The 13,094-nt window shown below is 60.5% G+C and carries 13 protein-coding genes; 12 read left to right on the plus strand and 1 reads right to left on the minus strand.

Annotated features, from left to right (window positions below; genetic code table 11):
• Positions 1-98: 98 nt before the first annotated feature.
• From OIL77_05430 to OIL77_05470, 9 genes are all read left to right on the plus strand, one after another.
• Positions 99-293 (plus strand): ATPase, encoded by a 195-nt coding sequence (locus OIL77_05430; protein HJI44848.1) that lies wholly within the window; start codon positions 99-101, stop codon positions 291-293.
• Between the two features lie 15 nt (positions 294-308).
• Entirely contained in the window at positions 309-911 is a 603-nt protein-coding gene (atpF, locus tag OIL77_05435) for a F0F1 ATP synthase subunit B (GenBank protein HJI44849.1), read from the plus strand.
• Positions 901-1,377, plus strand: a complete 477-nt coding sequence (locus OIL77_05440) for a F0F1 ATP synthase subunit delta (protein HJI44850.1) — start codon at positions 901-903, stop codon at positions 1,375-1,377. The genes atpF and OIL77_05440 overlap by 11 nt, the downstream gene beginning before the upstream one ends.
• Entirely contained in the window at positions 1,377-2,975 is a 1,599-nt protein-coding gene (gene atpA / locus OIL77_05445; GenBank protein ID HJI44851.1) for a F0F1 ATP synthase subunit alpha, read from the plus strand. Before OIL77_05440 ends, atpA begins: the two co-directional genes overlap by 1 nt.
• A 5-nt stretch (positions 2,976-2,980) precedes the next feature.
• Positions 2,981-3,889, plus strand: a complete 909-nt coding sequence (atpG, locus tag OIL77_05450; protein HJI44852.1) for an ATP synthase F1 subunit gamma — start codon at positions 2,981-2,983, stop codon at positions 3,887-3,889.
• Positions 3,889-5,343, plus strand: coding sequence for a F0F1 ATP synthase subunit beta (atpD, locus tag OIL77_05455; GenBank protein HJI44853.1), 1,455 nt, complete (start codon positions 3,889-3,891; stop codon positions 5,341-5,343). The genes atpG and atpD overlap by 1 nt, the downstream gene beginning before the upstream one ends.
• Before the next feature lie 3 nt (positions 5,344-5,346).
• Positions 5,347-5,739: an ATP synthase F1 subunit epsilon gene (atpC, locus tag OIL77_05460; protein HJI44854.1), complete on the plus strand. Its 393-nt coding sequence runs from the start codon at positions 5,347-5,349 to the stop codon at positions 5,737-5,739.
• Positions 5,740-5,827: 88 nt separating this feature from the next.
• Entirely contained in the window at positions 5,828-7,111 is a 1,284-nt protein-coding gene (gene murA / locus OIL77_05465; GenBank protein ID HJI44855.1) for a UDP-N-acetylglucosamine 1-carboxyvinyltransferase, read from the plus strand.
• A gap of 96 nt (positions 7,112-7,207) precedes the next feature.
• Entirely contained in the window at positions 7,208-8,353 is a 1,146-nt protein-coding gene (locus tag OIL77_05470; protein ID HJI44856.1) for an LCP family protein, read from the plus strand.
• Positions 8,354-8,688: 335 nt separating this feature from the next.
• Here OIL77_05470 and pepT read toward each other — a convergent pair whose 3' ends face one another.
• On the minus strand, positions 8,689-9,936 hold the full coding sequence (gene pepT / locus OIL77_05475; protein HJI44857.1) for a peptidase T: 1,248 nt from the start codon (positions 9,934-9,936) through the stop codon (positions 8,689-8,691).
• Between the two features lie 120 nt (positions 9,937-10,056).
• Between pepT and OIL77_05480 the strand changes: the two genes are divergently transcribed.
• The 3 genes from OIL77_05480 (at position 10,057) to OIL77_05490 (ending at position 12,942) form a co-directional block, all read left to right on the plus strand.
• A complete protein-coding gene (locus OIL77_05480) occupies positions 10,057-10,479 on the plus strand; it encodes a metal-dependent transcriptional regulator (GenBank protein HJI44858.1) in 423 nt (140 codons plus the stop codon).
• 10 nt (positions 10,480-10,489) lie between these two features.
• The gene (locus tag OIL77_05485; GenBank protein HJI44859.1) at positions 10,490-11,383 is read left to right on the plus strand and encodes a homocysteine S-methyltransferase family protein; all 894 of its coding nucleotides are present in this window, start codon (positions 10,490-10,492) and stop codon (positions 11,381-11,383) included.
• A 158-nt stretch (positions 11,384-11,541) separates the two neighbouring features.
• The gene (locus OIL77_05490) at positions 11,542-12,942 is read left to right on the plus strand and encodes a phosphoglucomutase/phosphomannomutase family protein (protein ID HJI44860.1); all 1,401 of its coding nucleotides are present in this window, start codon (positions 11,542-11,544) and stop codon (positions 12,940-12,942) included.
• The last annotated feature ends 152 nt before the right edge of the window (positions 12,943-13,094 follow it).

Consider the following 13,094-nt stretch of genomic DNA (forward strand, 5'->3'; position numbering starts at 1 on the left):
GCAATTCGTTAAACCGCCGGTGCCCGTACCCATGGAGCCCGGCAGTTATAAAAAGGTTATCCTGCGTGAAATAAGACACGCACGACAAAGGAGGAATCGTGGGAGTTATCGGTTACGGTCTCGGTGTTATCGGCGCTGGTCTTGCTATCGGCCTGTCTGCTCTGGGTGCTACGGGTGCTATGGCCCGTCAGCCTGAGGTCCAGGGCCGCGTGTTCACCGTCTTCATCATGGGCTCCGCTTTCGGCGAGGCTCTGGCTCTGATCGGCTTCGTTGTCGCGCTGATCGTTAAATAGCACGGAGCGTCAAGTATGAATCTTTCATCCCAGAAGAGCGCGATCGCACTCTCCGCGTCCGCGGCCGCGCTGCTCATGCCGGTTTCCGCGTTCGCCGAGGACGGCGCCGCCGGTGCGGACATCCTCATCCCTAAGATGGCGGAGTTCATCCCGGCGCTTATCGCCTTCCTGATTATCTGGATCGTGCTGGCCAAGGTCGCCCTGCCGGGCATCATGAAAACCATGGAGGAGCGCGGCAAGAAGATCGAGGAGAGCCTCGACGAGGCCGAGAAGACCAAGCAGGAGGCTATCGCCAAGCGCGCTGAGTCCGACTCGATCGTCACCGACGCCCGTCGTCAGGCTGCCGACATCGTTCTCGAGGCCCGTAAGGACGCCGAGTCCGAGCGCGCCCGTATCATCGAGGCTGCTCACAAGGAGGCCGAGGAGATCATCGCCAAGGCCCATACGACCGTCGAGGACGAGCGCAAGTCCATTTACGCCGGTGCCGCGAGCTCCATCGCCGACCTGTCCGTTGCCGTCGCCACCAAGATCGTGGGCGAGGCACTCGAGGACGATGCCGAGCAGAAGAAGCTCATCGAGCGCTACATCCAGGAAGCAGGTAGCCTGAATGCCGACTAGCCGCTATCAGGACAAGGTGCTCGAGACCTACGCGCGCTCCCTTCTGGAAGCCGCCAAGGCCGAGAACCATGTGTTCGAGGACCTCGAGATGATCGAGCGCCTGGCTTCTGCCAGCCCCGAGATCATCGCCGTGCTCGACACCATGTCCAAGCGCGACCAGCTCGACCTTCTTCCCAAGGTGGCAGCTGCCTTTAAGTATGTTGCCGAGGAAGACGAGGATGTAGTGGGCGTGACCGTCACCACGGCGATCCCGCTCGACGACGAGCTGCGTCAAACCATCACTAAGAAATGCGAGCAGGACTTCGGCCGCAAGGTATTCCTTATCGAGCAGGTCGACCCGTCTATCGTGGGCGGCCTGGTGCTCGAGGCCCGCGGCGAGCGTCGTGACATTTCCGTCAAGACGCAGCTGCGCATCGCGCAGGAGACCCTCGCAAACTCTGCTAATTCGTACGGAGGTGAAGCCTAATGTCCGAAACCCTCAATGCCCAGGATATCGCCAAGAAACTGCAGGAGCAGCTCACGAGCCTCTCCGCGACGGTCGATACGCATGAGGTTTCAACGGTCGACGAGGTAGGCGACGGCATCGCGCGCGTCTCCGGCCTCAAGAGCGCCATGGCAGGCGAGCTTCTGGAGTTCAAGAGCTCCGATACCGGTGAGACCGTCTTCGGCCTTGCCCAGAACCTTGACCGTGACGAGGTCGGCGCCGTTCTGTTCGGTGCCGTCGACTCCATCAAGGAAGGCGACGAGTGCCGCACCACTGGCCGCATTATGGATATCCCCGTGAGCCGCGCCATGCTCGGCCGCGTCGTCAATCCGCTCGGCCAGCCTATCGACGGCCTGGGTGACATCGTCGCCACGCATCGTCGCCCCATCGAGTTCAAGGCCCCCGGTGTCATCGACCGTACCCCGGTGTGCGAGCCGGTTCAGACCGGCCTGCTGGCTATCGACTCTATGGTGCCCATCGGCCGTGGTCAGCGTGAGCTCATCATCGGCGACCGTAAGACCGGTAAGACCGCCATCGCCATCGACGCTATCCTCAATCAGCGCGGCAAGGGCATGGTCTGCATCTATGTCGCCATCGGCCAGAAGGCCTCCACGGTTGCCAACATCCGCGAGACCCTCGCTCAGCACGGTGCGCTCGACTACACCATCATCGTTTCGGCCACCGCTGCCGATTCCGCCCCTATGCAGTACATCGCGCCTATGGCCGGTGCCGCTATCGGCGAGTTCTTTATGTACAACGGCGAGGACGGTAAGCCCGCCAGCGAGACCAACCCCGGCGGTCACGTGCTCGTCATCTACGACGACCTGTCCAAGCAGGCCGTGGCCTACCGTCAGATGTCGCTGACGCTGCATCGTCCGCCCGGACGCGAGGCCTATCCTGGCGACATCTTCTACCTGCACTCTCGTCTGCTCGAGCGTGCCGTCAAGATGTCCAAGAAGAACGGCTACGGCTCCATGACGGCACTGCCGATCATCGAGACCCAGGACGGCGACGTCTCGGCCTACATTCCGACCAACGTCATTTCCATTACCGATGGTCAGATCTACCTGCAGTCCGAGCTCTTCTTCCAGGGTCAGCGCCCGGCAGTCGACGTGGGCATCTCCGTGTCCCGCGTCGGTGGCGATGCACAGACCAAGGCCATGAAGCAGGTCGCCGGCAACCTTCGCCTGGACCTTGCTTCCTATCAGGAGCTCGCTGGCTTTACCCAGTTTGGCTCCGACCTTGACGAGGCTACTCAGAAGCAGCTGACCCATGGTGCCCGCATGACCGAGCTCCTGAAGCAGCCGCGCTACCAGCCGTTTGAGGTTGGCGAGCAGATCGTTACGCTGTTTGCCGGCAACGAGGGCTTCCTGGATGACCTGGAGATCGCCGACGTGCTGCCTTTCCGTGCCGAGCTCATCGAGTACATGGACAATGGCTTTGGCTCGCTGCTCGACAAGGTTCGCGCCAAGAAGATCGACGACGACACCAAGGCCGAGCTCTTGCGGGTCATCGGTGACTTCAAGCAGCAGTTCATGGCCAAGCACCATGCCGATACGACTGGATCAGAGGAGAACTAAGCCCTATGGCCAACCTTCGCGACATTAAGAAGCGAATCTCCTCGGTTACCACGACCAAGCAGATCACGCGCACGATGGAGATGGTCTCTACGGCCAAGATCCGTCGTGCCCTCGATCGCTCCAAGCAGGCCGAGCCCTATAAGGAGGCGCTGACCGACGTCATGTTGACGGTCGCCGGCGACGCCTCCTGTTCGGGCACCGATCCCATGCTGCAGAAGCATGAGAGCGTCAAGCATGGCCTGATTGTCGTTATTGCTTCGGACCGCGGCCTTGCCGGCGGTTTCAATACGACGGTGGAGCGCACGGCCGAAAAGCTCGCCGCTTCTTGGGCGAACGACGGCATCGAGTGCGAGATTATCGCGTGCGGGCGCAAACCGGCCACGTATTTCCGTGACCGTGCAAACGTCGTCATGCAATTTGAGGGCAACTCCTCTGAGCCCGATTTCAATCAGGCCCGCATGATCTCCTCTCATATCTGCGATGCGTATCGTGCCGGTGAGCTTGACCGTGTCGAGCTTGTCTACCACCACGCCAAGAACCGCGTGGATCAGGAGCTTCGCGTCGAGCATCTGTTGCCGCTCGACCCCGAGATGATCGCTATGGCCCACGGTCCGCGTAAGAACGAGACCGACGCCCCTAAGCGCATCTCGTCCACGTTCGAGTTCGTGCCCTCTCCCGAGCATGTTCTCGGCAAGCTTGTGCCGTCTTATATCCTGACGGTCATCTACCAGGCCCTGATCGATTCGGCGGCTGCCGAGCAGGGTGCACGCCGCAAGGCCATGCACTCCGCGACGGAAAACGCCACCGCGATCATCTCGACCCTTACCCGCACGTATAGTCGCGTGCGCCAGGCTTCGATCACGACCGAGATTAACGAGATCGTCGGCGGAGCCTCAGCATTGGAGGAACAGTAATGGCTAATAACACCGTAAAGCTTGCGGTCGAGGAAGCCACCAAGAAGACGACTGCCGGTGATGGTCGCATCGTGCGAATCATCGGTCCTGTCGTCGACGTCAAGTTTGACGGTGCGGTGCCCCCGATCTACAACGCGCTCACGGTCGAGGCCGAGACCCCGATCGGTCATCTGAGCACGATCCTCGAGGTCGAGAGCCAGCTTCCGGGCGGCGTTGTCCGCACGGTCGCCATGTCCTCGACCGACGGCCTGCAGCGCGGCCTCATCGCCGCCGATACCGGTGAGCCCATGAAGATGCCCGTTGGCCCCAAGACGCTCGGCCGTATTTGGAACGTCATGGGCAAGCCCGTCGACGGCAAGCCCATGCCCGAGGTGGAGGAGTTCTACCCCATCCACCATGCAGCGCCCCGTTTCGACGAGCTCACCACCAAGACCGAGATCTTCGAGACCGGCATTAAGGCCGTCGACCTGCTCGAGCCCTACATCCGTGGCGGCAAGACAGGCCTGTTCGGCGGCGCCGGCGTCGGCAAGACCGTTTTGATTCAGGAGCTCATCAACAACCTCGCCCAAGAGCACGGTGGCACCTCGGTGTTCACCGGCGTCGGCGAGCGTACCCGTGAGGGCACCGACCTGTTCCTCGAGATGAGCGAGTCTGGCGTTATCGACAAGACCTGCTTGGTCTATGGTCAGATGAACGAGCCGCCCGGAGCGCGTCTGCGCATCGGTCTGGCCGGCCTTACCACCGCTGAGTATTTCCGTGATCGTGGCCAGGACGTTCTGCTGTTCATCGACAACATCTTCCGCTTCTCCCAGGCAGGTTCCGAGGTTTCCGCACTGCTGGGCCGTATGCCGTCCGCCGTTGGTTACCAGCCCACGCTGGCAACCGAGATGGGCGACCTCCAGGAGCGCATTACCTCGACCAAGACGGGCTCCATTACCTCCGTCCAGGCTGTCTACGTCCCCGCAGACGACCTGACCGACCCGGCGCCTGCCACGACGTTTACGCACCTCGACGCCACCACGGTTCTTTCGCGTAGCATTTCGTCGCTCGGCCTGTTCCCGGCTATCGACCCGCTCGCGTCTTCCTCCGACGCTCTCGATCCCTCGATCGTCGGCGAGGAGCACTACCGTGTCGCCGTCAAGGTCCAGGAGCTCCTGCAGGAGTACTCCGACCTTCAGGACATCATCGCCATTCTGGGTATGGACGAGCTGTCCGAGGAGCAGCGCCTTACGGTCAACCGTGCCCGTAAGATTCAGCAGTTCCTCTCGCAGTCCTTCCACGTCGCCGAGAAGTTCACCGGCAACCCCGGTGTCTACGTCCGCGTCGAGGATACCGTCCGCTCTTTCGCCGAGATTGTCGACGGCAAGGCCGATGACCTGCCCGAGCAGGCTTTCCGCTATGCTTCCACGATTGAGGACGTGCGCGAGCGCGCCCGCAAGATGGGGGAGAAGTAGGTTATGCGTATCCGCATCGTGTGCCCCGTGAGCTGCGCCTATGAGGGCGACGCTGCGTTTGTGTCGATTCCGTCCACGGATGGCGAGTTTGGCGTTCTGCCTGCTCACTCCAGCGAGATCTGCACGATCGACCGCGGTTACGTTCGCGTTTCCGATAAGGCCATGGGCACTGTCGACCACACGTTTGCCGTGGCCGGCGGCTATGCCCAGGTTGCGGACGATGTCGTGACCGTTCTCGCCGAGCGCGCTTGCGATTTGGCGACCGTCGATGCCGACAAGCTTAAAGCTGATATTCAAGGTTTTGAAGAGAAGCTGGGTAATTTGTCGGAGGATGATGCACGCCGCGCCTACCTCTATAATGAAATCGCATGGTGTAAGCTCAAGCTTGCCCAATAGTCAAACGATTTAGCGTTCGACCATTTGCGAACACATCATGCCCGGGATGGCCTAGCCACCCCGGGCATGCTTTTTGAAAGGGTAGACCTTGGATATTATCCGCGTTGAGGGTGGCCACGCCATCGGAGGCTCCGTGCCCGTCTCGGGCGCCAAGAACTCCGCGCTCAAACTCATGGCGGCAACGCTTCTGGCGCCGGGCAAGACGACGCTGCAGAACGTGCCCGATATTTCCGATGTCCACGTGATGGGCAAGGTGCTCAAGGGCATGGGCGCTACGATCGATGTTCTCGACGAGCACACGCTCGAGATTGATACCTCTCAGGTCGATTCATGGGAGGCCCCCTACGAGCTCGTTGCCAAGATGCGCGCTTCCACCGCCGTCATGGGACCCCTGCTGGGCCGCTTCCATCGCGCCAAAATTGCCATGCCGGGCGGCTGCAACCTGGGTGCTCGCAAGATCGATATGCACATTCTTGGTCTTGAGGCCCTGGGCGTTGAGTTCGATACCGCCCACGGCTACATCAACGCCAGTGCGCCCCAGGGCCTGCGCGGCACGACCGTCACGCTCGAGTTCGCCAGTGTCGGCGCCACCGAGAACCTCATCATGGCCTCCGTGCGCGCTCAGGGCACCACGGTTATCGATAATGCCGCTCGCGAGCCCGAGATCGTCGATCTCGCCAACATGCTCAACGAGATGGGCGCCAAGATCGTCGGTGCCGGCACACCCGTCGTGACTATCGAAGGCGTGGAAGAGCTGCATCCCGTTACCCATCGCGTGGTGGGCGATCGCATCGAGGCCGGTACCTTTATCGTCGCCGGCGCGTTGATGGCCGACGATCGCGGTGTCGATGTCACGGGTTTTTGCCCCATCCATCTGGGTATGGTGCTCAAGAAGATGGAGCTCATGGGCATCGAGTGCGAGCGCACCGATGATGGCGTCCATGTGAATCGTGCCGAGCGCATCAAGCCGGTCGATATCCAGACGCTTCCGTTCCCCGGTTTCCCGACCGACATGCAGGCGCAGATTATGGTGCTCTCCGCCCTCGCCGACGGCAGTTCCGTTATTACCGAGAACATCTTCGAGAATCGCTTTATGTTTGCCTCTGAGCTGGTGCGCATGGGTGCCGACATTCGCATCGAGAGCCATCATGCCATGATTCATGGCGTCAAGGGTTTCTCGGGTGCACAGGTTACCTCGCCCGATCTGCGCGGCGGAGCGGCCCTCGTCGTAGCGGGCTTGATCGCCGACGGGACGACCGAGGTTTCGGCTATCCATCACATCAAGCGCGGCTACGAGCAGTTTGTCGAAAAGCTGCAGGCGCTTGGCGCGCATGTCGAGCATGCTACCGTCCCCGATCCCGTCATCTACTAATACAGGTTGCCTATGTTTAATAAAAAGCCCCTCGCGGATACCACCACCCGAAGACCCTCAACTGGTGCGCAGGCCAAAATCTACAGTCGCGATAACGTGGCTCGCTATTCCGAGCGCGCTCGTCAACGTCGCCGTAGCCACACGATTCGTCACGTCGCGCTCATTGTCGTGCTTGGCGTGCTGCTGAGTGCCACTACCGCTGCCGGCCTGTGGTTTGCCACCATTATGGGCAAGCTCGGCGATTCTAATGTCATTACTGACAATCTGCGTCGGGTTCTGGTTGACACCGATGAGGCAAAGGATCCGTTCTACGTGCTGCTTCTTGGCACCGACGGCCGTCCGGGCGAGGATACGTATCGTGCCGACTCGATTATCCTGGCACGCATCGACCCCACGCAAAAGCAGGCAACGCTCATTTCCGTTCCGCGCGACACCAAGGTCGAGTACAAGGGCGAGACCATGAAGATCAACGCCTGCCATACCGTTGGCGGCGCCGAGGCCATGGTCGAGGCGGTCAACGAGCTGTGCGGTGTTCAGATTTCCCACTATGCCGAGGTCAGCTTCGACGGTATGCAGGCGCTGATTGATTCGGTTGGCGGTATCGACATTAACGCAACCGATGATGTTGACGACCCCGAGCACCTGGATATTAAGATTACCGCTGGCCAGCAGCATATGGACGGTGCCACCGCCCTTACCTATGCCCGCTGCCGCTACACCTATGCCGACGGCGATTACACGCGCATGCGCCACCAGCGTCAGGTGCTTGGCGCCCTTGCCAACCAGATTCTCAATAACTTCGATGCCACGAAGATTTTTGGCCTGGTTAATTCGCTGTCCGATATGCTCGTAACCGATATGAGCGTTCAAGATATCGTGGCTACGGTCAACGCCATGCGCGGTATGGATGTCGACGGTATCTACTCGGCCAACCTGCCCTCGTACGCCGACGACAGCACCATGATCGACGGTGTGAGCTACGTCTTTGTCTACGAGGACGAGCTTAAGGAAATGATGGCCCGTGTCGAAGCCGGTGAGGATCCCAAGGGCCCCAACACCATGGGCCTTTCCGACGGCTCCAGCTCCACGATCGGTGACCTCAACAACAATACGTCCGAGGACTACGCATATGGCACGGCGACCTCGTCGGGTGGCTCGGACGATTCCGACGATTCGGGCGACGGCTCCGATAACTACGAAGAGCCCACCGGCGACGGCAACGGCTACGAAGCCAACTATTAGAGTTACGCGGTTTTACCAAACCGCGTAACCAGTCGACGCTGCAAACCCGCCAGAGCGGCAATCTGCCTTTCAACTTCGGCGGCATGATCAAAAGATCAATGCCGCCTTGTTTCAAGGCACCTTGCTCGCTCTGGCGGGTTTTCGCTGTCCGCGCCAAAACATCGGCGTTGCCGGAACACTTGGCGCTTGGGGGCGTTCCTTATGTGTCGGCAGTTTGGGACACTCCTTGCGTCAAGAGGCTGGCGCGCGTCAACCTGGTCTCATTGCAGCAAAAAAATCGCCCCGTTCTCGATTGAGGACGGGGCGATTCGTCTTTTGGGCTTATGCGGCCAGTCTTATGCGAAACGGGCGACAAGCTCCTGCAGGACGTCGGTCATCTTGACGAGTGAGCTGACCGGGACAAACTCGTTGACGCCGTGGTAGCAGTAACCGCCTGTCGAGAGGTTGGGGCAGGGCAGGCCACGGAACGACAGCTGGGCGCCGTCAGTGCCGCCGCGAATCGGCAGCACCTGGGGCTCGACGTCGCAGGCAAGGAAGGCATCCTTGGCGACATCGATCAGCTCCGGGTAGTCGCGGACGATCTCGGCCATGTTGCGGTACTGGTGCTTAATCTCGACCGTTACGCACTCCTCGCCCAGTCGCTGGTTGAGCAGTGCGGCGGCGGCATCCATCAGCTCGAGCTTCTGCTGGAACTTGGCGGCATCGTGATCACGGACGATATAGCGCGCCGTGGCATGGTCGACCGTTGCCGAGACGCCCTCAAGGTGATAGAAGCCCTCGTAGCCCTCGGTGTATTCCGGACGCTGCTCGTAGGGGAGCAGGGCATTGAAGTCGCAGAACAGGTTGCTCGCGTTGACCATGCGGCCCTTGGCGTCGCCGGGGTGAATGGACTGGCCCTCAAAGCGAACGGTTGCCTCGGCGGCATTGAAGCACTCCCACTCAAGCTCGCCAACCGGACCGCCGTCTACCGTGTAGGCGTACTTGCAGCCGAAGGCCTCGATATCCAACAGCTCAGCACCGTGACCGATTTCCTCGTCCGGGCAGAAGCAAATGCCGAGCGCGGGGTGGGGCAGGGAGGGATCCTGCGCGATGCGAGCGACGAGTGCCATGATTTCGGCGACACCCGCCTTGTCGTCGGCTCCCAGCAGCGTAGTTCCGTCGGAGCAGACAAGGTCCTCACCCACCAGATCGTTGAGGGCGGGAAGCTTGGCGGTGCTCATGGACACGGGCTTGCCGTCAACGATGCCACAAACCAGGTCGCCGCCCTCGTAGTGCACGATGTGCGGCGCTACGCCGGCGCCCGGCGCGACCTCGGTGGTATCGAGGTGCGCGATCAGGCCCAGGGCGGGCTTATTCTCGGAACCGGCGCTAGCGGGAATGTGCGCGCAGACATAGGCGTTTTCGGTTACATGGGCATCGGTCGCACCCAGCTCGCGCAGCTCCTCGGCAAGCACGTTGGCAAGGTCAAACTGGACGGTGCTCGACGGCACCTGGTCGCAGTTGGCATCCTCGGACTGCGTGTTGATCTGGACGTAGCGCAAAAAGCGCTCGAGGACATCGGGGTTCGTGGTGGTGTTTTCCATAAAGACCGCTCCAATCTTGGTCGTCGTGTGCAACAAGAACTCTAGCACGGTATGCCACGGCATACCGCGACGCTTGGATGGGGTAGAATCAGCCATTGAATGCAGAAGGGACGGAAGATCATGGATACGACAAATAGCTCGCGCGAACTACATCTGACGGTGGCGAACGAAGACTACTTGGAGTGCATGGTTCGCATTGAAAGCGAAGAGGGGGAAACCAACGGCGTTCGATCGGTCGACATCGCGCAGCGCCTTGGCGTCTCCAAGGCATCGGTCAATAAAGCGGTTTCGGCTCTCAAGGCATCCGAGCTTGTCGAGCAATCGCACTACGGCAAGGTGATCCTGACCGATCGCGGCCGCGAGGTTGGCACGGCTATCTGGTACCGTCATCGCCTCATCCGCACGTTTTTGGTTCAGGAGCTCGGTGTCGAATTTGAGCGAGCCGATTCCGAGGCCTGCATGATGGAGCATGCGCTATCCGAGGACACGATGAGCCGCTGGCTCGCCTATCTCGAAAAGCAGGGAATCAGCGTCGAGGAATAGCGGGATATATATGGATACGAGTTATTACAACCGCTTTGGTGCCGAGGAACTTACGCGCCGCTTGTCGAGCGAGACCTTGTTGGCGCAGGGCCCCATGGGCAGTGTTTTGTTGAGTGAGTACGATGCCGCCGACATTCCACCGGCGTTTTGGAATCTGGCAGAGCCGCAGACCGTTTCTCGTATCCATCGCTTGTATGTCGCCGCCGGCGCGCAGGTGCTCATTACCAATACCTTTCAGGCATCGAGCTATGCCCTCAAGCACGACCAGATTGCGCCGTCCGTGGCGGAGGTCAATCGCGGGGCCGTCGACGATGCCCGCCAGGCGCACCCTCAGCTACTGCTGGGCTCGATGGGCCCGATCGGTATTGAGTGGTTTGCCGAGGACTCTGTCGAGTATCGTGAAATCCGCGGCATTGCGCGCGAACAGGCGCACGCCTTGCTCAATGCTGGTGTTGACGGTCTGCTGATCGAGACGGTGACGTCTATCCGTAATCTGCAGCCCATGCTTGCCGGCGCCCGAGATGCCGCCGACGGCATGCCTGTTCTGGTGAGTTTTGTCGTTGACGATAAAGGCGACCTGTTGGGCGATGGCCTCAACATCGAGGCAGCCGTTTTGTACGCCGAAAAACACGGCGCAAACTCGGTTGGTGTTAATTGCTGTTCGCTTGCGGCCGCGAATGCGGCGGTGCCCAGGATGGTTGCATCGGCGACTACTCCCGTCACGGTGCGTCCCAACGTGGGCGATCCGGTCCAGACTCAGGATGGCCCCGTATGGCACGAGAACCCCGAAGCTTTCGCGCGCGCATGCATCGAATGGAGGCATGCCGGTGCCGCAATGGTGGGCAGTTGCTGTGGAACCACGGCAATCACTACGGCAGCGATGGCCGAGGCGCTCGATATATAAAGGGCAAAACCGCTCCATACGGGGCGGTTTTTTTATTGCCTGCATGTCCTCGGCAGCATTTGCCCAAATGGTGAATGCTGGTGCCGGCAGGTTGCCGAGTGTGTATCGCGGGTATACCTCATGCGTACCATGATCCAAACACTGTGAGGTGTCTGCGCGTGTGCGCGATAATTCATTTTGGAACTGACGGTTGGCGCGCTCGCGTCGATGAGGACTTCACTGCCGATAACGTTGCCCGTATCGCCGATGCCGTCGGCGAGTTGTGGCAAAAGACCAATCCGGGCAAAACGGTATATATAGGGTTCGACACTCGGCCCCTGGCGCGCGAGTTCGCTGAGCTTGCGGCGGGTGTGCTAGCAGCGCACGGGCTAGACGCCGTGCTCGCTTCGCGACCTGTTCCGACCCCTGCCCTTACGTGGGCGGCGGCTTATGACGGTGAGGCGTGCGGCGCGCTCATGGTGACGGGGTCCCATCATCCGCAGGGTTATCTGTGTCTCAAGATTCGCATGGGTGACGGCTCGACCGCCAACCAGGATGTCATCGAAGAGCTCGAAGAGACCATGGCTCCCGAGCCAATGGGGATCGAGGGGCAATATCGCACCGCGGATATCATTCCTGACTATATGCAAGCGGTGACATCGTTTGTCGATGCCGAAGCCATCCGCGCCGCGCACCTGCGCGTGGTTGTTGACCCCATGGGCGGCGCAGCCCAGGGCTATCTAGCTGACTTGCTGCGCGAGCTTGGCGTTGAGGTGCACGAGATTCACGCCGGGCAGGCGCCTGACCAAGAGGATATCTGCCCCGACCCCGTTGAGCCGTGGGTGGACGCTTGCGAGCATACGGTTATCGAGGACGGAGCTTGCGCTGGCCTGGTGACCGACGGCGACGCCGACCGTATCGGCGCGGTTGACGAGCGCGGCAGATATATACATCCGCATCAGATTATGGCGCTCGTTTTGGGCGACTTGGTTCAATTTCGTAATTTGGAGGGGCGCGTCGTCGTCAATCTTTCGTGCTCGACGCTCGTGCGTCGCATTGCCGAGGCGCTTGGCTGCCGCGTGACCGTCAAACCAGTCGGTTTCAAATATATAGCGGCAGAGATGAAGAAGGGTGGCGTCCTCATAGGCGGCGAAGAAGCCGGTGGTATCGGCATCGCCGCGCATATGCCCGAGCGCGATGGAATCCTCGCCTGTCTGATTCTGTGTGAGCTTATGGCAAAGACGGACGCGCCTTTGGGCGTTCTGGTCGACCAACTCGAGGACAGTTTTGGTAAGACGAGTTACGGTCGACGCGATTTACGCCTTGAGGCCGAAGATGCCGAAACGTTACGAACCCTGCTGCCGGGCGTAAACCCCAAGTCGATTTGTGGCAAGGTGCCGCAAAACGTTAGTCATATGGATGGATTGCGTTTGGCATTCGAGGATGACACGTGGCTGCTGGTCCGTCCTAGCGGGACCGAACCAGTGGTGCGCGTCTACGCCGAGGGGTTCTCGGTGGAAGAACGTGATGAGTTGCTCGATGCTGGCTGTGCTTTAGCTAGGGGGACGTATCCGCTTTAACCATGAGACTGCCTTATATAAAGAGATGCTCGGCGAGCGGTAGTTAACGGCTGGCAAACGTTAGTCGGATTCAAAGATGTGTAGGAAATGTGTACGCCCAGATTCCCGCCCCCGGCGCCCCTCCGGTCTGGCAATATATCTCCTTGCCGCGC

The sequence above is a fragment of the Coriobacteriaceae bacterium genome (assembly GCA_025993015.1).
Taxonomy (GTDB): Bacteria; Actinomycetota; Coriobacteriia; order Coriobacteriales; family Coriobacteriaceae; genus Collinsella.

Bases quoted from the DNA above. Each gene is read 5' to 3' on its own strand.
- atpF (HJI44849.1), top strand. From the start codon at position 309: ATGAATCTTTCATCCCAGAAGAGCGCGATCGCACTCTCCGCGTCCGCG.
- OIL77_05440 (HJI44850.1), top strand. From the start codon at position 901: ATGCCGACTAGCCGCTATCAGGACAAGGTGCTCGAGACCTACGCGCGC.
- atpA (HJI44851.1), top strand. From the start codon at position 1,377: ATGTCCGAAACCCTCAATGCCCAGGATATCGCCAAGAAACTGCAGGAG.
- atpG (HJI44852.1), top strand. From the start codon at position 2,981: ATGGCCAACCTTCGCGACATTAAGAAGCGAATCTCCTCGGTTACCACG.
- atpD (HJI44853.1), top strand. From the start codon at position 3,889: ATGGCTAATAACACCGTAAAGCTTGCGGTCGAGGAAGCCACCAAGAAG.
- atpC (HJI44854.1), top strand. From the start codon at position 5,347: ATGCGTATCCGCATCGTGTGCCCCGTGAGCTGCGCCTATGAGGGCGAC.
- pepT (HJI44857.1), bottom strand. From the start codon at position 9,936: ATGGAAAACACCACCACGAACCCCGATGTCCTCGAGCGCTTTTTGCGC.
- OIL77_05480 (HJI44858.1), top strand. From the start codon at position 10,057: ATGGATACGACAAATAGCTCGCGCGAACTACATCTGACGGTGGCGAAC.
- OIL77_05485 (HJI44859.1), top strand. From the start codon at position 10,490: ATGGATACGAGTTATTACAACCGCTTTGGTGCCGAGGAACTTACGCGC.